Below are 23,040 nucleotides of genomic sequence, written 5' to 3' on the forward strand. Positions count from 1 at the left end.
AGTTATGTCCGGGCGTGTTCCCCGACATTCTCGGGTTGAATGGAGAGAGAAATGATCCGTCGTATCCTGCCGCTGGTTGTGGGATTGTTGTGGGCAAGCTCGGCCTTCGCCGCCGACTATTCGCTGCTCAACGTGTCCTATGATCCGACGCGTGAGCTCTACGTCGATTTCAACAAGGCGTTCGCCGCGGCGTATCACAAGGAAACCGGCAAGACCGTCGAGATCAAGCAGTCGCATGGCGGATCCGGCTCGCAGGCGCGTTCCGTGATCGACGGGTTGCAGGCGGATATCGTCACGCTGGCGCTCGCCTACGACATCGATGCGATTGCATCGAAGGGCCTTCTCGCCGCCGATTGGCAGAAGCGGCTGCCGCTCAACGCCTCACCCTACACCTCGACCATCGTGTTCCTGGTGCGCAAGGGCAATCCCAAAGGGATCAAGGATTGGGATGATTTGATCAAGCCCGGCGTTGCCGTGATTACGCCGAACCCGAAGACATCGGGCGGTGCGCGCTGGAACTATCTGGCCGCCTGGGGCTACGCACAGAAGAAATACGGATCAGTCGAGAAGGCGAAGAAGTTCGTCGCCGATCTCTACCAGAACGTTCCCGTGCTCGACACCGGTGCGCGCGGCTCGACGGTGACCTTCGTCGAGCGCGGCGTCGGCGACGTGCTGCTCGCATGGGAGAACGAAGCCTTCCTGGCGCAACGCGAATTCGGCCAGGACAAGTTCGAGATCGTGGCGCCGCCGCAGTCGATCCTCGCCGAGCCGCCGGTCGCCGTGGTCGATAAGGTTGCCGACAAGAAGGGCACGCGCGCCGTCGCCGAAGCCTATCTGAAGTATTGGTACACCAAGGAAGGCCAGGAGATCGCCGCCCGCAATTCCTATCGGCCGCGCGATCCCGAGATCGCCAAGGAGTACGAAAAATCCTTCGCCAAGGTTGAACTTTTCACCATCGACGACGTTTTCGGCGGTTGGACCAAGGCGCAGAAAGATCACTTCGCCGAGGGCGGCATCTTCGATCAGATCTACAAGAACTGATCGGCTGACCCGAAGCACTGGCCAACAGGGGGATTTGTGAGCATAGCGGTCGCACGGCGCAGCACCTTGCCGGGGTTCGGTCTCACCATGGGACTGACCCTGACATGGCTGTCCGTCATCATCCTGATCCCGCTGGCCGGCCTGTTCCTGAAAACTTTCGAGCTCAGCCTCGATCAGTTCTGGGGCATCATCACTAGCCGCCGCACCCTGAGCGCGTTGAAGATTTCGTTCGGTCTGTCGTTTGCCGCAGCCTGCGTCAATCTGGTGATGGGCACCATCATCGTCTGGGCGCTGGTGCGGTACCGCTTTCCGGGCCGGCGGCTGTTCGATGCCATCGTCGACATTCCGTTCGCTTTGCCGACAGCGGTTGCCGGCGTCGCGCTGACGCAGCTGTTCGCGCAGAAGGGCTGGCTCGGCGCGCCGCTCGCCGAGCTCGGCATCAAGGTCGCCTTCACACCGATCGGCATCTTCGTCGCGATGATCTTCATCGGCATCCCCTTCGTCGTGCGCACGGTGCAGCCGGTCTTGATCGATCTCGATCCCGAGATCGAGGAGGCCGCGGCAAGCCTCGGGGCCAACCGCTGGCACACCGTGTTCCGCGTCATCCTGCCGAGCCTGATCCCGGCGTTGCTCACCGGCTTCGCGCTCGCCTTTGCCCGCGCCATCGGTGAATATGGCTCGGTGATCTTCATCGCCGGCAATCTGCCCAATGTCTCCGAGATCGCGCCGCTTCTGATCGTGATCCGGCTGTCCGAATTCCGCTATGCCGACGCCACCGCGATCGCGGTCGTGATGCTGGTGGCCTCGTTAATGATCATCTTCCTGATCAACTGCCTGCAGCGTTGGGCGCAGGCCCGCATTCCCGTGCATTGAGGGACTCCGCGATGTCGTTGCAAGCGGGACTGGTCTCCTCGACGCCGCAGTTGCGGACCTACGCGCCCGCGACCGACGTCGGCGTGGCGGCTCCGGCGCCGCGCCTGGAGATTGCGCGCGCCCAGCCGGTCACCGCGCCGCGCAATCTGCGCACCGAGCCGGGACCGGTGCGCTTCATCATCATCGCGCTGGCGTTGACCTTCCTCAGCGTGTTCGTCGTGCTACCGCTGGTCGTTGTATTTGCCTCGGCTTTCTCGAAGGGCATCGGCGCCTATCTCGCCGCGCTGGCCGAGCCCGAGGCGCTGGCGGCGATCTGGCTGACGCTGCTGATCGCTGCGATCTCGGTCACGCTCAACCTCGTGTTCGGCGTGATCGCGGCCTGGGCGATCTCGAAATTCGAATTCACCGGCAAGACCTTCCTGATCACACTGATCGACCTGCCGTTCTCGGTCTCTCCCGTGATCTCGGGCCTCGTCTTCGTGCTGCTGTTCGGCGCGCAGGGCTACTTCGGCCCGTGGCTGCAGGCGCACGACGTCCATATCCTGTTCGCGGTGCCCGGCATTGCGCTGGCGACGGTGTTCGTCACCTTCCCGTTCGTGGCGCGCGCGCTGATCCCGCTGATGCAGGAGCAGGGCACGCAGGAAGAGGAGGCGGCGATCTCGCTCGGCGCATCGGGCCTGCAGACCTTCTTCCGTGTCACATTGCCCAACATCAAATGGGGCCTGCTCTACGGCGTCCTGCTCTGCAACGCGCGCGCGATGGGCGAATTCGGTGCGGTGTCGGTGGTCTCGGGTCACATTCGCGGCGAGACCAACACGATGCCGCTCCTGGTCGAGATTCTCTACAACGAATATCAGTTCGTATCGTCGTTCGCGATCGCGTCGCTGCTCGCGATGCTGGCGCTGATCACGCTGGTGGTGAAGACCATCCTCGAGCGGCGGCTGGATGAAGGTGAGGCGCCCGATGGCGATTGAAGTCAGGAACATCGTGAAGAGGTTCGGCAGCTTTGCCGCGCTCGACAATGTCGATCTCAAGGTTGCCGACGGCGAGCTGTTGGCGCTGCTCGGGCCCTCCGGCTCCGGCAAGACGACGCTGCTGCGGATCATCGCCGGGCTGGACTGGCCTGATACCGGCGAGGTCGCGATAGACGGCGAGAATGCGCTGACCCGCGGTGCCAGCGAGCGCCAGGTCGGCTTCGTGTTCCAGCACTACGCGCTGTTCCGCCACATGACGGTGTTCGAGAATGTCGCCTTCGGCTTGCGCGTGCAGCCGCGCGCGATCCGCAAGGACGAGGCGACGATCCGCGCCCGCGTCAAGGAGCTGCTCGATCTGGTGCAGCTCGATTGGCTCGCCAACCGCTATCCCAATCAATTGTCCGGCGGCCAGCGTCAGCGCATTGCACTGGCGCGCGCGCTCGCGATCGAGCCGCGGATCCTGCTGCTCGACGAACCCTTCGGCGCGCTCGATGCCAAGGTGCGCAAGGAGCTCAGGCAATGGCTGCGCTCGCTGCACAACGAGATCCATGTCACCTCGATCTTCGTCACGCACGATCAGGAGGAAGCGCTCGAGGTCGCCAACCGCGTGGTCGTGATGGACAGGGGCCGGATCGAGCAGATCGGCTCGCCCGGCGACGTCTATGACAATCCGGCGACCGCCTTCGTGCACGGCTTCATCGGCGAATCCATCGTGCTCCCGGTCGATGTCAGCGGCGACGCTGTGCGGCTGGATGGCCGCCCGCTGAACCTCCTGGCCCATGGTGTAGCGCCGGGCGCGGCGAGGCTGTTCGTCCGCCGCCATGACATGGCGATCGGTCCGGCGGGAGCCGGCGCGCTGGAAGGCGCCATCCGGCATGTCCGCTCATTCGGCCCGATCCAGCGCGCCGAGGTCACGCTGGCCGGGAGCGAGGGCAAGACCGTGATCGAGATCGACGCCCCCCGCGATCGCGAGCTCCAGGCCGGCGAAATCGTCTCGCTGCAGCCCCGCCGCTACCGGATCTTCGCGGCCCAGGGGTAGCCTCCATCGGACATCCGTAAGCCTGTAGCCCGGATGGAGCGAAGCGAAATCCGGGACGATCCAGCCGCGTGGCGTGGTCCCCGGATTGCGCTTCGCTCCATCCGGGCTACGGGCTTGCTCAAGATGATACACTCGTCATTCCGGGGCGATGCGCCAGCATCGAACCCGGAATCTTGAGATTCCCCGATGCGCAAATGCGCATCTGAGGTTCGCTTCGCGCCCCGGAATGACGGCAGCTCCTGGCTGAAAATGAGCCCCTGTTCACCATTCAGCCACGGTTGGCATGCAACAACGGCCCGCCAACCTTGGGGGGTTCTCAGTGAAACGGACGATCGTCGCCCTTTTCGGGCTTCTGGTGCTTGCCGGCTGCGCCGTTGAGACCAAGATCCCGGAAGAGCCAGCCATGTATATGAACATGGCTCAGCCCGGCGCGGTCCTGGACACCCAGGCAGCGGCTATCATGTTCTCCCAATACCGCCAGAACAACGGGCTCGGCACTGTCGTGGTGGATCCGGACCTGGTCAGGCTCGCGGAGCAGCAGTCGCAGGCGATGGCGGCGCGCAACAAGATGGATCACGACGTGAAGGCCCCGCTCGGCAAGCGGCTGGAGGCCGGGGGGTATCCCGCGACGGTCGCGGTTGAAAACATCTCCGCCGGCTACCACACGCTCGCGGAAGCGTTTTCGGGTTGGCGCGATTCACCGCCGCACAAGGCCAACATGCTGAAGAGCGGTGTCACAAAGATCGGCATTGCGGCGGTCTATGCTCCGAACACCAAATACAAGGTGTTCTGGACGCTCATTCTCGCGGCAACCTGATCTCGATAAATTCCGCGTGATCCAACGTCGCATCTGACCGATTGACGCCGCGGCGAACAGCCGCCACGGTGTGGCCGAAGTCATTCCCTGACCGAACGGTTTCGAATGAGCATATCGGACTCCGCGCCAGCCTCTGCGCCGGCGCATGCGCAGCGCGTGCTGGTTCTCCAGGGCGGCGGTGCGCTCGGCTCCTACCAGGCCGGCGCCTTCCAGGCGCTCTGTCACGCAGGCTTCGAGCCGGAATGGATCGCGGGCATCTCGATCGGCGCCATCAATGCCGCGATCATCGCCGGCAACGAGCCCAACAAGCGGGTGCCGCGCTTGAAGGAATTCTGGGAGATGGTGTCATCGCCGGTGCCCTGGAATCCAGTCTCGAACCATCAGCGCGCCCGCTCGCTGTTCAACGAGACCAGCGCCGCGATCATCGCGACCTTCGGCGTGCCGGGCTTCTTCACGCCGCGCATTCCGCCGGCGCCGCTGTGGCCGCCCGGCAGTTCGCAATCGCTGAGCTATTACGACACCGCGCCGCTGAAGAAGACGCTAGAGCGCCTGGTCGATTTCGATCGCATCAACGATCTGAAGACCCGCCTGTCGGTCGGCGCGGTCGGCGTCACCTCGGGCAACTTCCGCTACTTCGACAATTACGAGTTCAAGAAGCTGGGCAAGAAAATCGGCCCGGAGCACATCATGGCGTCCGGCGCGTTGCCCCCGGGCTTTCCCGCCGTCGTCATCGAAGGCGAGTATTACTGGGACGGCGGCATCGCCTCCAACACGCCGCTCGATTTCGTGCTCGACGAGGAGGTCAACCGCGATCTCCTGATCTTCCAGGTCGACCTGTTCAGCGCGCGGGGCCAGCTGCCGGAGACGTTGCTGGAAGCTGCCGAGCGCGAAAAGGACATCCGCTATTCCAGCCGGACGCGGATGAACACCGACAAGAACAAGCAGATCCACAACGCCCGCATGGCGGTGCGCGACCTGATCAGCAAGTTGCCGGACTACCTGAAGAACGATCCCTCGGTCGAGCTGTTGCGCAAGGCCTCGAAGGAGAACACCGTCACGGTGGTTCACCTGATCTACAAGAGCAAGAACTACGAGACCAATTCCAAGGACTACGACTTCTCCCATGTCGCCATGGTCGAGCACTGGAACGCCGGCGTCCGCGACGTCCATTTGTCGATGCGTCACAAAGAATGGCTAGAACGGCCGCAGTCCGGGGAAACGATGGTGACTTACGACCTCACGGGGGACGAACCCAAGCCCCCCGAAAGCAGATAGGAGCGAACAAGAATGGGTACGCTGACAGGCAAGACCGCCGTTGTGACAGGCTCGACCAGCGGCATCGGATTGGCTTATGCGCGCGCCTTCGCCGGCGCCGGCGCCAACATCGTCCTCAATGGCATGGGCGTTCCGGCCGACATCGAGAAGGAACGCTCCGGCATCGAGACCGATTTCAAGGTGAAGGCCGTGCATTCGCCGGCCGACATGACCAAGCCGGCGGAGATCGCCGAAATGGTCGCGCTCGGCGAGAGGACCTTCGGCTCGGTCGACATTCTCGTCAACAATGCCGGCATCCAGTTCGTCTCGCCGATCGAGGAGTTTCCGCCGGAGAAGTGGGAAGCGATCATCGCGATCAACCTGTCGTCCGCCTTCTACGGCATCCGCGCTGCGGTGCCCGGCATGAAGAAGCGCGGTTGGGGCCGCATCATCAACACCGCCTCGGCGCATTCGCTGGTGGCCTCGCCGTTCAAGTCGGCCTATGTATCGGCGAAACATGGCATCGCCGGCCTCACCAAGACGGTCGCGCTCGAGGTCGCGCAGCACAAGATCACCTGCAACTGCATCAGCCCCGGCTACGTCTGGACGCCGCTGGTCGAGCACCAGATCCCGGACACGATGAAGGCGCGCAACATGACCAAGGAGCAGGTCATCAAGGACGTGCTCTTGGCCGCGCAGCCGACCAAGGAGTTCGTGACCTCCGAGCAGGTCGCAGCCCTCGCGCTGTTCCTGTGCAGCGACGACGCCGCGCAGATCACCGGCGCCAACCTCTCGATCGACGGCGGCTGGACTGCGGAGTAGTCCTGCCGCGCAAATGGACGCGGGATTTGTGAGCTACACGGAGCCGGCTCTGATTGGATCAGGGCCGGCTTTCGCTTGTGGCCGGCGGAAAAGCTATGGCGCTGGCCGCGCCTTGCCGAAGGCCAGCACATGCAGTCCGAGGCGGGAGCGCACGACGTAGAACAGCAGGATTGTCTCGAATGTCAGCGACAGCGAGGTCGACGCCGCTGCGCCCATGCCGCCGTAGCGCGGCACCAGCGCGACGCACAGCCCGACATTCATCAGGAAGGCCACGGCATAGGCGGTCGCGCAGATACGCTGTTGGCCGAGCATGTTGAGCAGCCGCTCCACCGGCCCGATCGCCGAGCGGACGACGAGCCCGATCGCGGCGACCAGCATGATGTCGTAGCCACCCACGAAATTCCGGCCGAACAGCCACAATAGCGGCTTGCCGAACGTCAGGAGTGTGACCGTCGCGAGCAGCGAGGGCCAGAACGTCCAATTGATCGCATGCGCGACATAGGCCGACAGCCGGTCCTTGTCGCCGAGCGCGTGGTATTCGGCAAAGCGGTGCGCCGTCGTCGCCGACATCGCATAATGGATGAAGGAGACCAGCGCGAGCGTCTTCACCACGGCAAAGTAGATGCCGACCTCCTCGGAGGGGCGGAACTGCTGCAGCATCAGCACGTCGGTGTAGGACAGCAGCATATAGAAGCTTTCGACCAGCAGGATCGGCAGCGAGATCGCGAGCCAGCCCCTGACATCATAGGCCTTCTCGCCGGGTTCGATATGCGCGGCGAGGCGGCGGTTCAGCACGATCATCTGGCCGATCGCGGCGATGTACACCGCCGCCGCGCTCGCGGCCATCGCGACGGTTGCGCCGAGGTGGAGGCCGAGCGCCAGCGCCCCGGCGGTGAGGCCGATGATCAGTCCCTGGCGCACGACGAACTGCGGCATCAGGCCGAGCTGCATCCAGTCATGCGCACGCGAGATTCCGTCCTGCGTGTTGGCGACGACGAAGGGCGGCAGCGTCAGGCAGCCGATATAGAGCGGCACGATCGTATTGGCGTCGATCCAGGGCGACAGCAGCCGGATCAGACCCGCGAGCAGCAGCGCCACGACGGTGGACGCGCCAAGGGTCATCCAGCGGCTGCCGGCGAGGAAGCCGCGCAGCAGGGCGTGGTCGCCGCTGGTTCGGTACTCGGGGATGATCTTCTGCGCAGAGGCCGCGATACCGAAATCCATCGTGCTGCCGAGCAACAGCACCCAGGTCCAGACATAGACATAGATGCCGTAGTCCGAGCCGCTCATCCAGCGCGCCAGCAGGATCTGTGCGAGATAGGCAATGGCGGCGCTGATCACGCGGATGATGAAGATGGTTCCGGCAAGCCGCTTGGTGACGGAGGCCTCGTTGGTGCCGCCCAGCATGCGCGAGGTGACGCCGCGCAGACGTGCGATCGGGCCTGACGGCGCAGTGGTTGCGGGCTGGGTATCCATCACGGCCAAAGCAGGAAATTCCTGGAACGCCGCGAGGCGGCGGCAATGGCCCGATCTATCAACGAAACGTTAAGATTGGGTTGGGCGCGGGCACCCCGCGCCGCGGAAGGACCCCTCGGGTCAGTTCAAATTGATGTTGAACTCGTAGCTCTTGTCGCCGCCGACCAGGGTGAGCTTGAGCGCGGCGCCTTCCGGATTGGCGCCGGGGGGCAGGCCGTCGAGCGCGAAGGCAAAGCGCTTCACCCCGGGCGGGGAGTGCTCGACCAGCTTCGGCACCGGCAGTGTCCAGTCGGGCGTCGGCCCCTCGACGAACAGGCTGAGATCCTTGGTCTCGGGGGCCGTGACATCGACCAGCACGTTGTTCCCGTTCCGCTTGACGTCGCGGATCGTGATCGGGTTGGGATCGCCGATATTGGCGGGCTTCGGCACCGCGTTGAGGGCCTCCGACAGCGCGCCGTCCTCGGTGCTGGCGACGCTCGCGAACGCCAGCTCGGCCTTCGCTTCCACGGGTACGCAGAGCTTCTCGCACACCGCATAGTTGATGTCGGCGCGCAGCGTCAGCGGCTTGTCAGGATTCTTGGCGACGATGCGCAGCGGCAGCACCACCTGATGCTTGTAGCCGAGCGAGGTTCCGCCGGCGCCGTCGTCGAATTGCCGCGGTGCCGGCCACATCACGGTCACGGCCTCGACATTGTTCGACTTCGAGAAGTCGAACCTTGGCGGTACCCCGGAATCGCCGGGCGTCCGCCAATAGGTCTTCCAGCCGTCCTGGAGCTGGAAGGCGATGCCGCCGAGCAGCACCGCACCGCTGCGCGATCCCGCCAGCAGCCTGACCGCGGAATGCGCATCCTGCTGCCACGGCGAGGCGTCGTCGGCACGAACCTGCGTTGCCATGCATGCGACGGATAAAATTAAGGCGGCAAAGCCAAATGCGGCCCGTAATGGAACTATGACGATCATGAGACGTCTTTACCTGCAACTTTCGTTGCAAACCATTGAATTGCTTGTGATGCATTGCCGCGCCCGCCGCGGAGGTTGATTGACAGAACCGCCACCCAATATCAGGATGACGGATCAGCAGGAAAGGCCTCTGCCGATGAGCCCTGAAGGCAAAACACGCAAGACCGCCACGGGCAGAAGCGCCGGCATCGGTCACAACGCAGCCGATGATGGCTACCTTGATGGGCAGTTGCTGATCGCGATGCCGGTGATGAGCGACCCGCGCTTCGAACGCTCGGTGATCTACCTGTGCGCCCACTCGTCCGAGGGCGCCATGGGCATCATCGTCAACCGCCCGGCGGGCAGCATCGACTTCCCCGGGCTGTTGGTGCAGCTCGACATCATCAAGAAGGCGGACCAGATCAAGCTGCCCGAGAATGCCGAGATGATGAAGGTGATGAAGGGCGGCCCGGTCGACACCGGCCGCGGCTTCGTGCTCCATTCCAGCGACTTCTACATCCAGGATGCAACGCTGAACATCGACGACGGCATCTCGCTGACAGCGACCGTCGACATCCTCAAGGCGATCGCCAAGGGCGCCGGTCCGAGGCACGCGATCCTCGCGCTCGGCTATGCCGGCTGGGCGCCGGGTCAGCTCGAGAACGAGATCCAGCACAATGGCTGGCTGCACTGCGACGCCGATCCGGATCTGATCTTCGGCGACGATGTCGACGAGAAGTACGCGCGCGCGTTGCGCAAGATCGGCATCGATCTCGGCATGCTCTCGAACGACGCCGGGCACGCGTAGCTCGTACGCCGCTCTCTCCGTGTCATGCCCCGCGAAGGCGGGGCATTCAGTACGCCGCGGCCCGTCCGCAAACCACAAATGTCCTGGAATACTGGATCGCCCGGTCAAGCCGGGCGATGACGGCATGGATATTGCGGCGTCGGCGCGCTTATGCCGCCGCGTCCTGCGCCACCGTCGACGCCGTTCCTGCCACCGTGGCGCGGCGCATGTCGCGGGGTTGCGACTGGTCGTAGCGGCGGACGCGGTGCACGGTCTGCCGGTTGTCCCACATCACGAGGTCATGCACGGTCCATTTGTGCACATAGACGAACTCGGGCTGGGTGGCGTGCTCGGTGAGATCGCGCAGCAGCAGCCGCGCCTCCGGTACGCTCATGCCCTTAATCGCGCCGGCGTGGGATGAGAGGTACAGCGACTTGCGGCCGTGTACCGGATGCGTGCGCACCAGGCGCTGCAGCACCGGCTTGAACATCTCCTTCTCCTCGTCGGAGTAGTCGAGGAAGCCAAGCGAGCCGCGCGAATACATCAGCGAGTGCTCGCAGATCAGGTCCTCGATCTCCGCTTTGGTCTCGTCGTCGAGCGCGTCATAGGCGGCGCGCATGTCGGCGAATTCGGTGTTGCCGCCCTTCGGGTTCACCACGCGCGCTGACAAGAGCGAGAACTTAGCCGGTATGGCGCGGAACGAGCTGTCTGAATGCCACAGGCAGTTGCCGAGGTTAAACAAATGAGTGCGGTGATCCTTCGGCAGCGGCTTGCCGTCCTTGCCGAGATTGGACACGTCGTTGAGCCCGGAGGAGAGGCGATAGTCCTCCTTCTTGGTCACCGTGCCGCCGCGGGATTTTTCCCGCTCGCCGAAATTCAGCGCGAAGGCGAGTTGCTGCTCGTCTGATATGTCCTGGCCGTGGAACACCAGCACCGCGTACTTGTCCATGCCGGCCTCGATGTCGATCGCTTCTTGCTTCGTCAGCGGCTTGCGCAGATCGACGCCGGATACTTCGCCGACGAAATGCTTGTGAAGCTGCCGGATCAGGACCGTCATGGCGTATCTCCCCGTGCGTTGCGGGCGGTTTACCCGCTTTCGTTTGCGGGAAGGCTACTCCCGGCGCGCGGCCTGTCAACGCATCGTACCGCATGCGGGGTTGCGCAGATTTGTGTCTGCGATGCAGCGGAAGTGTCTTCCGGCGTTGAAGCGCCGGGCTCGCGCTCTGAGCTATGGCGCCCGCATCAAGCGTTCCTGGCCATCAGGCCACCGTCCACCGGAATGACCGCGCCGGTCAGGAAGGAGGCGGCGGGCAGGCACAGGCTCAGCGTCATATGCGCGACCTCTTCCGGATCGCCGTAGCGGGCGAGCGCGGTGCGGCGCTTGGCGTAGATCGTCTTGTGCTCCTCGGAGATGCGGTCGGTGATCCCGGTGCGGATCGGTCCTGGGCAGATGCAGTTCACGGTGATGCCTTCGCGCCCGAGCTCCACCGCGAGCGAGCGGGTCAGGCTGGTGACGCCGCCCTTTGCCGCAGAGTAGGGGCTGTGCAGCGCGGTCGCGCCGAGCGCTTCGGTCGAGGCGATGTTGACGATGCGCGGCGAAGCCGACTTGCGCAGATATGGCAGCGCGGCGCGGATGATGCGCGGATGCGCCGTCAGCATCACCGCGATGCCCTTCGCCCAGGCGTCCTCGTAAGCGGGATCGTCGATCGGCACGCGCACCGAGATGCCGGCATTGTTGACGATGATGTCGAGCCCGCCGAAATGCGCGGCAACGTCATTGACAACCTTCGTGATCGCGTCGCGGTCGGCAACGTCGAGCACCCAGGCTTTTGCCGAACCGCCCGCCGCGGTGATCTCGTTGGCCACGGCCTGCGTGCCTTCCGCCGTGAGGTCGGTGACCGCGACATTGGCGCCTTCATCGGCGAACACGCGTGCGGTGGCGCGGCCCATGCCGCTGGCGGCGCCGGTGACGAGGATGGTGAGGCCCTTCACCGAACGGCTGAGCTGCTTGAATTCGGACATGATCGTACTCGCGGAAGGATGCTTGATGCGTTGTGAGACCGACAAGGCTGGCACCGATCCGCAAATACGTCAAACCGGTGATCGGATCCGAGCGCGTCGGCAGCGCATTAACGCAAGTCCGCCGGGGGCTTTTCGAAAAGGATCATACTCAATCAAGAAAACAGCAAACGGGAGAGGAACGCGATGAACGAACTCGATTTCTCAGGCAAGCAGGTGTTGGTGGTCGGCGGCTCCAGCGGGATCGGCAACGGCATCGCGCAGGCGTTCCGCGCCAAGGGCGCGCGCGTCGCCGTCTGCGGCACGCGTGCGCAGGCGAGCGATTATGCCGCCGAGGACGGCTCGCAGCTCGAAGGCCTCGCCTATGCGCAGCTCGATGTCAGCAATCCGCAGGCGATCGACGCGTTCAAGCCGTCCTTCGACCGGCTCGACGTGCTGGTGCTGGCGCAAGGCGCGGTGATTTACCGCCGCGGGGAATTCGCGATGGATGGCTTCCGCAAGGTGATGGAGGTCAACCTGATGAGCCTGATGGCCTGCGCGACCAAATTCCATGACATGCTCAGCGCGAGCAACGGATCGCTGATCATCGTGAGCTCGACCGCGGCCTATCACTCCACCATGGGCAATCCGGCCTACAACGCCTCGAAGACCGGCGCGGTCGGGTTGACGCGCACGCTCGGCGAGGCGTGGGCCGAGGACGGCATCCGCGTCAACGGCATCGCGCCCGGCCTCGTCGACACCAAGATGACCAAGGTGACGACGGCAAATCCGAAGCGTCTCGAAGGTGCGCTCGAGCGCATTCCGCTGAAGCGCCTCGGCACGCCTGCCGACATGGCCGGCGCCGCGCTGTTTCTGGCCTCGCCGCTGGCGTCCTACATCGTCGGTCAGACCATCGTCGTCGACGGCGGGCTGATCCTCTAGAGTGCAATGAATTTGGATCGAATCGGTTCGGCCACCTCTCCCCGACGGGGAGAGGTCGATTTGCGCAGCAAATCGGGTGAGGGGCGCGGCTCCAACGAGAGACCGTAATCCCTCACCCGGCGCTACGCGCCGACCTCTCCCAAGGGAGAGGTGAACCGCCGCCGCTCCATCTCAACCTAATCTCGGGTTGGCAACGCGCAGCCCGCCACGACTGAGCTCACGCGTCAGAGTTCATCGGCGGATTTGCCTTCGACTCATCCGCCCTGCAATTTTCCATCAATCATACGGGTGCGCGTGTCGCGCGGCGTAACCGCCACACGCTTACTGCACGGGGTTGCGCGGCGGCACCGACGCGGATCGGCCGACATTGGCTGGCGGTCGCGGCGGCCGTGGCGGCGTCACCAGCGGGCGCTGCTGCGGTGCGCCGAAACCGAAGAACTCGCGGAACCAGGGCTGCGGCTGCGGCGGCGGTTGCGTCTGGGCCGGACGGAACACCCGCTTCGGCTTGTGCGGTGCCGTGATGATCGAGCCGTCGGGCGCGATCGCCGTGGTCGTGGGCGGCGGATTGGCTGGCGTCGCCGGTGCGGTCGGCGTGGTCGCGGCGACCGGCACGTCGCCCTTCGCCGGCTCGCGTTCGATCTCGCGCCGCGGCCAGATGAAATCGTCGGCGCGGCCGGCGGGCGGCGCCAGCGCCTCGCCCTTCACCAGCGTGCGCGCGGCGAGCGGATCGACGGCGGCGGGCCGCGAGCCCGGTCCGCCGAGCAATTGATCAGTGCCGACCGAGGAGGCGACCAGGGGCAGCACCGGTCCGGCCAGCGGACGCGGCGCGGGCTTGCCGGGTTCGGCGCTGGTGTCCGGCGTTGCAGGTTCGTTCGGCAGCGCGATCGGACCCGAGCGTGCGGCTAGCAGGCGGTTGATCTCGCGCTCGACATAATGGGCGAGCTTGCGCGCGCCGGCCTTGGTGAAGAACACGCCGTCATAGGTGCGCAGCACGCGGATCTGGCCTTCGAAGTCGGGGCCCTTCTGCAGGTAGCGGCCGGACTCGTCGACGAACCCGTCCCAGACGTCGACATAGGTGATGCCGGCCTTGCCGGCCGCGTCGCGATAGAGCGCGTCGAGGAACAGCATGTCCGAGGTGCCCTTCTGGCCGCGGATCGCGGGCAGGCCGACCCACAGCACCGGCACGCCCTTGCTCTTCAGCACGTTGATCATCTCCTCGATCTTCTTGCTGTAGAGCTCGACCCAGCGCTCGTCGCGGAATTCGTAAAGGCCGTTCGGCGAGCGCGCGGTCTTCGCGGGCACGGCCTGTGCTGCGTCGCTCTCATCGTCGGGCGACAATTCGGAGTCGGTCGGCTTGTCGTCAGGCTTGGCTGCGGAGTCCTGCTTGGCATCGCCGGGCTTCGCGTCCGGCTTGGCGCGTGCGTCTTTTTTCTCGTCCTTCTTGTCGGCCTTCTTCTCGGCGACAGGTTCGCGGATCGCGGTGCGGTCGCTGAGGCCGAGCATGACGACGATCGCATCGGGATTCTCGTTGGCGAGAATGCCCTTGGCGGCGGCGGCCCAGTCCGCGGGCTCGCCCTTGGGCTGATAGCGGATCAGGCCCGACACCGTCTTGTGCTTGCGGATCACGCCCATGTCGGGCTGGTCGGAATAGGCATCCTCGAGGCCGTAGGCGAGCCAGTCGGCCATGGCGTCGCCGAGCACCAGCACATTGCGCTCGGCCGCGGCCTCCCGCTTGGCCGGCGGCGGGGCGCGTGAGAAATCCTCGCGCGGCCGCTGCGGCTGGGCCTGTTGCGGCAGCTGGTGCTGGAACGGTGCGAAGAAGTCCGACCCGAACCAGCCGCCGCGGTGTTGCGGGGCCGGGCGCTGGGGCGGTCCGCCGAAGCCCGGGAAGTTGAAGAACTGGGCCGAGGCGGGGGCGGCGAGGCCGAGCAACAGCACGATCGCGACCGTCAGCGCGACCAGCGGGCCGGCTTCGGTGAAGATGCGCAAAAAGGATCTCGGCTTCGGCATTTGAATTTCGGTCGCGATCAGCTGGAAGTGCCAGCATATTAGCGGAATCGGGCCGCAAGCGGGCAGCTTTTCCACCACCATAAATCGGGCCTGTCCGGCCGCCGTCAAGGCGCGGGGCGGATGGCTGATTTCAGGGTTACTTTTGGAGGCGGGGAAAGTCCGAAGGTGTCGCCGCGACGATGGTGCACTCCCTCTCCCTCTTCCGGGGGAGGGCTGAGGTGGGGTGTTGCCGCAAACGGGGCTTTCGAAAGGGTCTTTGAGCGGAGAAAGCCCCCACCCGCCGTGCTCTTCGAGCACGGCGACCTCCCCCGCACGCGGGAGAGGTGGAGAGCGCCCGTGAACCGAGCGATAGGACGGATCACCGCCCCCGCAGCCGGTCCAGCACCTCGGAGGTGGCAAACCCGTCGGCGGGCGCCCCGATCGACACCTGGAAGCCGCGCAGGGCCTCGCGGGTCAGGCCGCCGATCTGGCCGTCGGGGGTGCCCTTGTAGAAGCCCCGTTGGGCGAGGAGCTGCTGCAATTCCAGCCGTTCGGCGCGCGACAGCACCCGTTCCTGGCGCGGCCAGGGCTGCACGAAAGGCGGTCCGCCGCGCAGGCGATCGGCAAAGTGGCCGATGGCGAGCGCATAGGCTTCCGCCGGGTTGTACTTCATGATCACGCGGAAGTTCTGCAGCATCAGGAAGCCCGGGCCCTCGGCACCGGCCGGCGCCAGCAGATAGGCCTTTTCGGAGGGCCGCGGGAACGGATGGTTGTTGGCGCGCTTCAGGCCGAGACGCGCCCATTGCGATAGCGGCATCGCCTTGGCGCGGTCGGCCAGCATGTAGTTGAAGCCCTGGGGAACCACGACCTCGTAGCCCCAGCTCGCGCCGCTCTGCCAGCCGTCCTTCTTCAGGTTGTTGGCGGTCGAGGCGATCAGGTCGGCCGGATTGTCGACGACGTCGCGGCGGCCGTCACCGTCGGCGTCGACGGCGTAACGCTTGAAGGCGGTCGGCATAAACTGGGTCGGGCCGAAGGCGCCGGCCCAGGAGCCGCGCATCTGCTCTGGCCTGAGATCGCCGCGGTTCAGGATCTCCAGCGCCGAGAGAAACTCGTCCTTGAAATAGGCCTGGCGGCGGCCGATGCAGGCCAGTGTCGCGGTCGACTGCACCACGCTGCGGTCGCCCATCTGGGTCGAGTAGTTCGACTCGATGCCCCAGATCGCCGCGATGATGTAGCGGTCGACGCCGTAGGCCCGCTCGGCTGCATCGAACTGCGGCTTGTACTTCGCGAGGATCTCGCGGCCCTTGGCGAGCCTGGCGTCGCTCACGAGAATGTCGAGATAGTCCCAGATCGCCTTGGTGAACTCCGGCTGCGAATCCAGGAGGTCCATGATGCGCAGGTCGGGCTGCAGGCCCGCCGTGAAGCGCTCGTAATTCTCCTGGCTGATGTTTCGCCGTGCGGCATCTGGCCACATCTGCGCGATGCAGTTCGGAAAATTCGCCGCCGCCTCACGGATCGCGGCGGCAGTCATCAGCGGATGGCCCGAGGCGCCGTCTTCCCCGCTCCAGGGCGGCGCGGCGCCGTCCGGTCCCGTCGCGGCTTGCGGCGGCTGGTTCGCTCTCGAGAAGATGCTGTCGATCAGGTCAGTCAGTCCGTTGCTCGCCGATTGGGCAAGGGCGCTGCCGGGGATCAGCAGCGACAGCGCGATCGTGATCGCGCCGATCCGGTTGGTTCTCGATGTTCCCGTCGACCGCATAGTGATGCGCCTGCCCAAAAAACTGCCGTTTCAGAAGGCCCTGTCACGGTTTCCAATCGCTTAACAAAGGCGAGATTTTGATGCCGCTGCATCTCGCCGGCTGGAACGGCGGAAATATGCCGCACTCATACATCTGCCTTTCATCTGCCTTTGTTCGCGGCTGCAAACGAGCTACCAAGGGCTGATTGCCCTCCCACCCGTTTGAAGGCTTCCGATAGTCCCATGAAAATCCGTAAAGCCGTCTTCCCCGTCGCCGGTCTCGGTACCCGCGTGCTGCCCGCCACCAAGGCGATGCCGAAGGAGATGTTGACCATCGTCGACAAGCCTTTGATTCAGTACGTCGTCGACGAAGCCAGGGAAGCCGGCATCGAGCACTTCGTGTTCGTGACCGGTCGCAACAAGGGCGTGATCGAAGACCATTTCGATCGCATGTTCGAGCTCGACACCACGCTCGCGCAGCGCGGCAAGAAGGCCGAGCAGGAGATCCTGGCGCAGAACCAGCCCGAAGCCGGTGCGATGAGCTTTACCCGGCAACAGGCCCCGCTGGGCCTTGGCCATGCGGTGTGGTGTGCGCGCGACATCGTCGGCAACGAGCCGTTCGCCGTGGTGCTGCCCGACGAGCTGGTGCTGAACACCCCGGGCTGCCTCAAGCAGATGATCGAGGCGGCAGCCAAGCTCGGCGAGAAATCGAATGTGCTCGCGGTCGAGGCAGTGCCCGATCATCTGACCCATCAGTACGGCATCTGCGGCGTCGGCAAGCGCACCGGCAAGATCTTCGAGGTCGACGGCATGGTGGAGAAGCCGCCGAAGGGCACGGCACCCTCCAACCTCTCGATCACCGGCCGCTACATCCTGCAGCCGGAGATCTTCGATATCCTGGCGACGCAGGAGCGCGGCGCCGGCGGCGAAATCCAGCTCACCGATGCCATGATCGGACTTGCGAAGACGCAGAAGTTCTACGGCGTCGAGTTCGAGGGCGAGCGTCACGATTGCGGCTCGAAGGCCGGCTTCCTGCGCGCCAACATCGCCTTCGGCCTCAAGCGCGACGATCTGCGCGAGGGCCTGCGCGCCGACATGAAGAAGTATCTCGAGAAGTGACGCTTGAGGCGCTGTCGTTGTGAACGGGGGGTGAGGTGAGCACGCTGCTTGGGTTCCCTCCCCCTTGTGTGTGTTCAGACAAGGGCGGTGGCGGAGTTGCGGAGCATCATCTCCGCATCATCTGTCACATCCGCATCACCGCTTGCCGGTCGATCTTGCCGGTGCCGGTCTTCGGCAGCTCGTCGACGAACTTCACCTCGCGCGGATATTTGTAGGGCAACAGCTTCGTCTTGACGTAATCCTGCAGCCGCCGCGTCGCTTCGTTGGTGTCGAAGCCGGCTTGGTTCATCACCACCACCGCCTTCAGCGTCATGCGGCGGTCCGGCAATTCGGCGGCATAGACGGCGCATTCGCGGACGTCGGGATGGTCGGCGAGGCAGAGCTCGACCTCGAGCGGATAGACCCACTGGCCGGAGATCTTGACCAGGTCGTCAGCGCGGCCGCGGAAGAAGTGGAAGCCGTCGCTGTCGCGCATGAAGCGGTCGCCGGTGTAGATCCAGCCGTCCTCGCGCACGGTCTCGGCGGTCTTGTCCGGCCGGTTCCAGTAGAGCGGGGTCGCGGAATCGCCGCGCACCCACAGGATGCCTTCCTCGTTGTCGCCGATCTCGCGGCCGTCGCTGTCGCGCAGCATGATCTCGTAACCGGGCACGCGCAGGCCGGCGGCGCCGAGCTTTTTCTTCTCCGCGCGATTGCAGAGATAGATGTGCAGCACCTCGGTGGAGCCGAGGCCCTCGATGATCTCGAGCCCGGTGAGCCGCTTCCAGCCGTTGAAGACATCGGCCGACAGCACCTCCGCGGCCGAGATCGCCATCCGCAGCGAGGAGAAGTCGGTTCGCTCGGCGGCCTCGGCCTTGGTCAAGGAGATGTAGAGTGTCGGCAGACCGAAGAACACGGTCGGGCGATAGGTCTCGATCGCGGCAAAGATCGCCGCCGGCTTCGGCTGGCCCGGCAGCAGCAGCGTGGCGGCGCCGACCGAGAACGGGAAGGTGATCGAGTTGCCGAAGCCATAGGCGAAGAAGATCTTCGGCACCGAAAAGCAGATGTCGTCAGGCGAAAGCTTCAGCACGTTGCGCGCGAAGGCGAGCTCGCTATAGGCCATGTCGTGCTGCAGATGCACGATGCCCTTGGGGCGGCCGGTCGAGCCTGACGAGTACATCCAGAACGCCATCTCGTTGCGATGGGTGTCGGCTTCATCGAGCTCGCCGGGAAATCCCGGCAGCCATTCGCTGGCGTTGCGCGCCTCTGCCACGGCATGGTCGCCGGCTGTGCCGTTGACCACGATCAGCGTGCGCAGCGGCGTGTCCTTGCAGGCCTCCGTATTGAATCGCGAGCAGAACTCGGCATCGGTGACCGCGACCTGCGCGCCGGCGTCGGACAGGTAGAATTGCAGCAGCTCCGGCGTCGTCAGCGTGTTGATCAAAAGCGGCACGAAACCGGCGCGCACCGCGCCGAAGAACGCGGCCGGGTAGGCCGGCGTGTCGTCGAGGAACAGCAGGATGCGATCGCCGCGCTTCAGTCCCAGCGACCGGAAGCCATGGCCCCAGCGCGCGGCCTCGGCGCAAAGCTCGCGATAGGTCCGCGTGCCGGCCGGGCCGGTCAGCGCCATGCGCTCGGCATTGCCGTTCGCGAGATTGTCGAACAGGATGCGGCTTGCATTGTAGCGCTCCGGGATCGTGAAGCCGATCTCGCGCGCGCCGGGATTCTCTGGAGGAACCTGGTCGGCAATCTCGGTCATGATTGTTCCTTCTCAGCTTCGTAGCGTGCCATGAAGGCCGGCGACATTGTGCGCAACCGCGCGTCGTCGATCCGGCCTGAGCGGGTGATGTAGCTGTAGGCGAAATCCATCAGCCCGAGCTTCATGTGCTCGGGGAAACGCTCGTACCAGTCGGCGCTGGTGCGTGCAGCGGTCACGAGCTTCTTCACGATCGGCTTGCGCTCGCTCTCGTAGCGCGCGAGCGCCGACGGGATCCCGTTTTCTCCTTCCAGCGCCTTGGTCAGCGCGATCGCATCCTCGATCGCGAGCCGGGTACCCGAACCGATCGAGAAGTGCGCCGAATGCAGCGCATCGCCGATCAGCACCATGTTTCCGTGCGACCAGCGCTCGTTCCAGATCCACGGGAAGTTGCGCCATACCGATTTGTTCGAGATCAGCCGGTGGCCGTCCAGGGTTGCGGCGAACACTTGCTCGCAGATCGCCTGCGATTCCTCGATCGTCCTGTCGGCAAAACCGTAGGCCGCCCAGGTCGCCGCGTCGCACTCGACCAGGAAGGTGCTCATATCCTTTGCATAGCGATAGTGATGGGCGTTGAAGCTGCCGCGCTCCGTTGCCACGAAGGTCTGCGACAGCGTCGCGAAGGTCTTCGTCGTGCCGTACCAGGCGAACTTGTTGGTCGAATGCGACACCGACGCGCCGAACGCGCTCTCGAAGCTGCGGCGGACCATCGAGTTCAGCCCGTCGGCGGCGACGATCAGATCGTAGCCTTCGAGCTGGTCGACCGATTGCACGACCGTGTCGAAGCGCGGCGTAACGCCGACGCTGCGCACCCGCTGCTGCAGGATCGTCAAAAGCGCGAGCCGGCCGATCGAGGAAAAGCCGACGCCGTCGATCTCGACGCTTTCGCCGCGCAGATTGAGCGTGATGTTCTTCCAGCTCTCCATCTGCGGCGCGATGACATCGACCGTCTCGGGGTCGTCGGCGCGCAGGAAGTCCAGCGCCTGCTCGGAGAACACCACGCCGAAGCCCCAGGTCGCGTCGGCGGCGTTCTGTTCGAACAGGTCGATCTCGGCGTCCGGGTGACGCTTCTTCCAGAGATAGGCGAAGTAAAGCCCGCCGGGCCCTCCGCCGATCACGGCGATCCGCAACGTTAGCCTCCCAGATTGACAGTGTACTTACTATTTGGAGCGAGACTAGCCGCCCTCCGGCGGGAACGCCAGAGGGAAAATTGTCGTCCCTCATGGTCGGGAGCGCCAACGGGTCCGCGCAAGGCGCGGCCCGATGACAGGCTCCGTACGTCTCTGGACGATGCTTCGCATCGCCAGGCGAACCAGGCCTGTCTGTGGCCTACGTGCTTCGAGACGCGCGTTCCGCGCTCAGGATGACCGGATTGAGAGCACTTGTGCTACACCTTCACCATGCGCTTGCCGCGGTTTTCGCCGGCGAGCAGCCCGATCAGCGCCTGCGGCGTGTTCTCGAGACCGTCGATCACGTCTTCCTGCACCTTCAGCTTGCCCGACGCGACCCAGGACTGCAGGTCGGCGAGCGCGGCGTCGCGCTGGTCCATGTAGTCCATCACGATGAAGCCTTGCATGATCAGCCGCTTCACCACGATCAGGCCGGGCACGCCGCGCGGGCCGTGCGCGGAGGGGACGCCGTCATATTGCGAGATCGCGCCGCAGCAGGCGATCCGGCCGCGGTTGTTCATCTGCGACAGGCAGGCTTCCAGGATGTCGCCGCCGACATTGTCGAAATAGACGTCGATGCCCTTCGGCGCCGCTGCACGCAGCGCCTTGTAAGTAGCGCCGTCCTTGTAGTCGACCGCGGCGTCGAAGCCGAGCTCGCTGGTCAGCCAGTGGCATTTGTCCTTGCCGCCGGCGATGCCGACGACGCGGCAGCCCTTGATCTTCGCGATCTGGCCGACGATCGAGCCGACCGATCCGGCGGCCGCAGACACCACCACGGTCTCGCCTTCCCTGGGCTTGCCGACATGGAGCAGGCCGAAATAGGCGGTCAGTCCCGCGACGCCAAAGACGCTGAGCAGATGCGTCATCGGTTCGAGCTTCGGCATCTTCGACAGATGCTTGGCAGGCACCGCGGCATAATCCTGCCAGCCGGTGTCGCCGAACACGATGTCGCCCTGCTTCAGGCCGGGGTCCTTCGACGACACCACCTCGGCGATGCTGCCGCCGGCCATCACGGTGTTGGCTTCGACCGCCGCGCGGTAGGTGGCGCCGTGCATCCAGGCGCGATTGGCGGCGTCGAGCGAGATGTAGTGCGTGCGCACCAGCGCCTCGCCGTCCTTCGGCTCGGGGATCGCGCCCTTGGTCAGACGAAAATGCTCGGGACCAAGTTTTCCGGTCGGCTTTTCGACCAGCAGGATCTGGCGATTGACGGTGTTGTTCATGGTGGTGTCTCCCCTCGCATTGGTCGTTCTTAAGGCAAGTGATTGCGCGGCAGCCGCGTCGTTGCACGCATCGTGCGCCGCGTGAACGCTAGTCCGCACGCCGGCATTCCACAACGTGAACATTTCGGCAAAGTCCCGCCAAACGCGAAGCGTGTTGTGGGCATCCTCGTTATGGTCGGCTTTATCGTGATCGGGCCGCGCTACAGCCATCTGTTGCGGCTGATCCGCGAGCCCCTGATGATCGCGTTCTCGACCGCCTCGTCGGAGGCGGCCTATCCGAAGACGCTGGAGGGGCTGAACCGGTTCGGCGCCTCGTCGCGGATCTCGTCCTTCGTGCTGCCGCTCGGCTACTCGTTCAACCCAGTCCAACCGGCCGATCGGCTACAGCCTCGAACTGTGCGACGCCATCGTCGACGAGATCGGGGTCGAGGTCGACGACGCCAACCTCAAGGTCGAGTACGTCAAGGTCACCTCCGACGACCGCATTCCGGCGGTCGTCGACAACAAGATCGATCTCGAATGCGGATCGACCACGGCGAACGCCGAGCGGTCCAAGCAGGTGGCGTTTTCGCCGCTGATGTTCGTGGCCGGCACCAAGCTGATGGTGCCGAAGGCCTCCAGCGTCACCCAGGTCGCCGACCTCAAGGGCAAGACCGTGGTGGTGACCAAGGGCACCACCAACGAGCAGGCGATGCACAATGTCGACGCCAGGCAGTCGCTCGGGCTCAGGATCGTCACCGCCGAGGATCACGAGCAGTCCTACCAGATGCTGGCGGACGGCAAGGCCGACGCGTTCGCGACCGACGACATCCTGCTCTACGGCCTGATCGCGCGGCACAAGTCGCAGGACAGGTTCCGCGTCACCGGCGACTATTTGTCCTACGATCCCTACGGCATCATGTACCGCAAGGGCGAGCCGCAGATGAAGGACGTGGTCGAGCGCGCATTCCGCAAGCTCGCCACCAACCACGACATCATCCCGCTCTACAACAAGTGGTTCGTCGCCCGCCTGCCGACCGGCGAGAAGCTCAACGTCGCGCTCTCGCCGCAGCTCGAAGAGGCCTTCAAGGTGCTCGACGAGAACGAGTGACTTGTCACGAACGAGCGTCCTGAA

Annotated in this window: 19 protein-coding genes and 2 pseudogenes; 12 read left to right on the forward strand and 9 right to left on the reverse strand. The window is 64.8% G+C overall.

All coding sequences use genetic code 11. From position 1 onward, the window contains the following. Positions 1 to 51 precede the first annotated feature (51 nt). The 7 genes from MTX19_RS04815 (at position 52) to MTX19_RS04845 (ending at position 6,820) form a co-directional block, all read left to right on the forward strand. Complete coding sequence (locus tag MTX19_RS04815) at positions 52 to 1,041, forward strand: sulfate ABC transporter substrate-binding protein (RefSeq protein ID WP_280982648.1); 990 nt, start codon at positions 52 to 54, stop codon at positions 1,039 to 1,041. A 36-nt stretch (positions 1,042 to 1,077) separates the two neighbouring features. Next, positions 1,078 to 1,914, forward strand: coding sequence for a sulfate ABC transporter permease subunit CysT (cysT, locus tag MTX19_RS04820; RefSeq protein ID WP_280982649.1), 837 nt, complete (start codon positions 1,078 to 1,080; stop codon positions 1,912 to 1,914). An 11-nt stretch (positions 1,915 to 1,925) separates the two neighbouring features. Continuing rightward, positions 1,926 to 2,888 carry a sulfate ABC transporter permease subunit CysW gene (gene cysW, locus MTX19_RS04825; protein WP_280982650.1) on the forward strand — a complete coding sequence of 321 codons (963 nt, stop codon included), beginning with the start codon at positions 1,926 to 1,928 and terminating at the stop codon, positions 2,886 to 2,888. After that, positions 2,878 to 3,927, forward strand: coding sequence for a sulfate ABC transporter ATP-binding protein (locus tag MTX19_RS04830; RefSeq protein WP_280982651.1), 1,050 nt, complete (start codon positions 2,878 to 2,880; stop codon positions 3,925 to 3,927). The genes cysW and MTX19_RS04830 overlap by 11 nt, the downstream gene beginning before the upstream one ends. 319 nt (positions 3,928 to 4,246) lie before the next feature. Continuing rightward, on the forward strand, positions 4,247 to 4,744 hold the full coding sequence (locus MTX19_RS04835) for a CAP domain-containing protein (RefSeq protein ID WP_280985860.1): 498 nt from the start codon (positions 4,247 to 4,249) through the stop codon (positions 4,742 to 4,744). A 105-nt stretch (positions 4,745 to 4,849) separates the two neighbouring features. Beyond that, on the forward strand, positions 4,850 to 6,019 hold the full coding sequence (locus MTX19_RS04840; RefSeq protein ID WP_280985861.1) for a DUF3734 domain-containing protein: 1,170 nt from the start codon (positions 4,850 to 4,852) through the stop codon (positions 6,017 to 6,019). A gap of 12 nt (positions 6,020 to 6,031) precedes the next feature. Further along, entirely contained in the window at positions 6,032 to 6,820 is a 789-nt protein-coding gene (locus tag MTX19_RS04845; RefSeq protein ID WP_280982653.1) for a 3-hydroxybutyrate dehydrogenase, read from the forward strand. Positions 6,821 to 6,913: 93 nt separating this feature from the next. Here the strand turns inward: MTX19_RS04845 and MTX19_RS04850 are convergent, their stop codons facing one another. Both MTX19_RS04850 and MTX19_RS04855 read right to left on the reverse strand, forming a co-directional pair. Then, positions 6,914 to 8,305, reverse strand: coding sequence for an oligosaccharide flippase family protein (locus MTX19_RS04850; protein ID WP_280982654.1), 1,392 nt, complete (start codon positions 8,303 to 8,305; stop codon positions 6,914 to 6,916). A 111-nt stretch (positions 8,306 to 8,416) separates the two neighbouring features. Then, complete coding sequence (locus tag MTX19_RS04855) at positions 8,417 to 9,256, reverse strand: protein-disulfide reductase DsbD domain-containing protein (protein WP_280982655.1); 840 nt, start codon at positions 9,254 to 9,256, stop codon at positions 8,417 to 8,419. Positions 9,257 to 9,392: 136 nt separating this feature from the next. On the opposite strand from MTX19_RS04855, the gene MTX19_RS04860 reads away from it, so the two are divergent. Next, entirely contained in the window at positions 9,393 to 10,043 is a 651-nt protein-coding gene (locus MTX19_RS04860; protein WP_280974189.1) for a YqgE/AlgH family protein, read from the forward strand. A gap of 148 nt (positions 10,044 to 10,191) precedes the next feature. On the opposite strand, the gene MTX19_RS04865 is transcribed toward MTX19_RS04860, so the two are convergent. Together MTX19_RS04865 and MTX19_RS04870 are read right to left on the reverse strand one after the other, a co-directional pair. Then, positions 10,192 to 11,079 (reverse strand): TauD/TfdA family dioxygenase, encoded by an 888-nt coding sequence (locus tag MTX19_RS04865; RefSeq protein WP_280982656.1) that lies wholly within the window; start codon positions 11,077 to 11,079, stop codon positions 10,192 to 10,194. 185 nt (positions 11,080 to 11,264) lie between these two features. After that, a complete protein-coding gene (locus MTX19_RS04870) occupies positions 11,265 to 12,044 on the reverse strand; it encodes an SDR family NAD(P)-dependent oxidoreductase (protein WP_280982657.1) in 780 nt (259 codons plus the stop codon). A 183-nt stretch (positions 12,045 to 12,227) separates the two neighbouring features. Between MTX19_RS04870 and MTX19_RS04875 the strand changes: the two genes are divergently transcribed. Further along, positions 12,228 to 12,962, forward strand: coding sequence for an SDR family oxidoreductase (locus MTX19_RS04875; RefSeq protein ID WP_280982658.1), 735 nt, complete (start codon positions 12,228 to 12,230; stop codon positions 12,960 to 12,962). A 321-nt stretch (positions 12,963 to 13,283) separates the two neighbouring features. On the opposite strand, the gene MTX19_RS04880 is transcribed toward MTX19_RS04875, so the two are convergent. Further along, positions 13,284 to 14,972, reverse strand: a complete 1,689-nt coding sequence (locus MTX19_RS04880; protein WP_280985862.1) for an SGNH family hydrolase — start codon at positions 14,970 to 14,972, stop codon at positions 13,284 to 13,286. Positions 14,973 to 15,330: 358 nt separating this feature from the next. Beyond that, positions 15,331 to 16,707 (reverse strand): lytic murein transglycosylase, encoded by a 1,377-nt coding sequence (locus MTX19_RS04885; protein WP_280982659.1) that lies wholly within the window; start codon positions 16,705 to 16,707, stop codon positions 15,331 to 15,333. Between the two features lie 222 nt (positions 16,708 to 16,929). Between MTX19_RS04885 and galU the strand changes: the two genes are divergently transcribed. Beyond that, positions 16,930 to 17,805 carry a UTP--glucose-1-phosphate uridylyltransferase GalU gene (gene galU, locus MTX19_RS04890; protein ID WP_280974183.1) on the forward strand — a complete coding sequence of 292 codons (876 nt, stop codon included), beginning with the start codon at positions 16,930 to 16,932 and terminating at the stop codon, positions 17,803 to 17,805. 124 nt (positions 17,806 to 17,929) lie between these two features. On the opposite strand, the gene MTX19_RS04895 is transcribed toward galU, so the two are convergent. From MTX19_RS04895 to MTX19_RS04905, 3 genes are all read right to left on the reverse strand, one after another. Continuing rightward, on the reverse strand, positions 17,930 to 19,543 hold the full coding sequence (locus MTX19_RS04895; RefSeq protein WP_280984696.1) for a benzoate-CoA ligase family protein: 1,614 nt from the start codon (positions 19,541 to 19,543) through the stop codon (positions 17,930 to 17,932). After that, positions 19,537 to 20,667: an FAD-dependent monooxygenase gene (locus tag MTX19_RS04900; RefSeq protein WP_280982660.1), complete on the reverse strand. Its 1,131-nt coding sequence runs from the start codon at positions 20,665 to 20,667 to the stop codon at positions 19,537 to 19,539. The genes MTX19_RS04895 and MTX19_RS04900 overlap by 7 nt, the downstream gene beginning before the upstream one ends. A gap of 257 nt (positions 20,668 to 20,924) precedes the next feature. Next, positions 20,925 to 21,926, reverse strand: a complete 1,002-nt coding sequence (locus MTX19_RS04905) for an NADP-dependent oxidoreductase (protein ID WP_280982661.1) — start codon at positions 21,924 to 21,926, stop codon at positions 20,925 to 20,927. Positions 21,927 to 22,088: 162 nt separating this feature from the next. On the opposite strand from MTX19_RS04905, the pseudogene MTX19_RS04910 reads away from it, so the two are divergent. Beyond that, positions 22,089 to 22,286 (forward strand): annotated as a pseudogene (locus tag MTX19_RS04910) (cation:dicarboxylase symporter family transporter); the annotation flags it as partial. A gap of 1 nt (position 22,287) precedes the next feature. Beyond that, positions 22,288 to 23,016, forward strand: a pseudogene (locus MTX19_RS04915) (amino acid ABC transporter substrate-binding protein); the annotation flags it as partial. Between the last annotated feature and the right edge of the window lie 24 nt (positions 23,017 to 23,040).

Source organism: Bradyrhizobium sp. ISRA464, assembly GCF_029910095.1.
Taxonomy (GTDB): domain Bacteria; phylum Pseudomonadota; class Alphaproteobacteria; order Rhizobiales; family Xanthobacteraceae; genus Bradyrhizobium.

Bases quoted from the DNA above. Each gene is read 5' to 3' on its own strand.
- MTX19_RS04815 (WP_280982648.1), top strand. From the start codon at position 52: ATGATCCGTCGTATCCTGCCGCTGGTTGTGGGATTGTTGTGGGCAAGC.
- cysW (WP_280982650.1), top strand. From the start codon at position 1,926: ATGTCGTTGCAAGCGGGACTGGTCTCCTCGACGCCGCAGTTGCGGACC.
- MTX19_RS04830 (WP_280982651.1), top strand. From the start codon at position 2,878: ATGGCGATTGAAGTCAGGAACATCGTGAAGAGGTTCGGCAGCTTTGCC.
- MTX19_RS04840 (WP_280985861.1), top strand. From the start codon at position 4,850: ATGAGCATATCGGACTCCGCGCCAGCCTCTGCGCCGGCGCATGCGCAG.
- MTX19_RS04845 (WP_280982653.1), top strand. From the start codon at position 6,032: ATGGGTACGCTGACAGGCAAGACCGCCGTTGTGACAGGCTCGACCAGC.
- MTX19_RS04855 (WP_280982655.1), bottom strand. From the start codon at position 9,256: ATGATCGTCATAGTTCCATTACGGGCCGCATTTGGCTTTGCCGCCTTA.
- MTX19_RS04860 (WP_280974189.1), top strand. From the start codon at position 9,393: ATGAGCCCTGAAGGCAAAACACGCAAGACCGCCACGGGCAGAAGCGCC.
- MTX19_RS04865 (WP_280982656.1), bottom strand. From the start codon at position 11,079: ATGACGGTCCTGATCCGGCAGCTTCACAAGCATTTCGTCGGCGAAGTA.
- MTX19_RS04870 (WP_280982657.1), bottom strand. From the start codon at position 12,044: ATGTCCGAATTCAAGCAGCTCAGCCGTTCGGTGAAGGGCCTCACCATC.
- MTX19_RS04875 (WP_280982658.1), top strand. From the start codon at position 12,228: ATGAACGAACTCGATTTCTCAGGCAAGCAGGTGTTGGTGGTCGGCGGC.
- MTX19_RS04880 (WP_280985862.1), bottom strand. From the start codon at position 14,972: ATGCCGAAGCCGAGATCCTTTTTGCGCATCTTCACCGAAGCCGGCCCG.
- MTX19_RS04885 (WP_280982659.1), bottom strand. From the start codon at position 16,707: ATGCGGTCGACGGGAACATCGAGAACCAACCGGATCGGCGCGATCACG.
- galU (WP_280974183.1), top strand. From the start codon at position 16,930: ATGAAAATCCGTAAAGCCGTCTTCCCCGTCGCCGGTCTCGGTACCCGC.
- MTX19_RS04905 (WP_280982661.1), bottom strand. From the start codon at position 21,926: ATGAACAACACCGTCAATCGCCAGATCCTGCTGGTCGAAAAGCCGACC.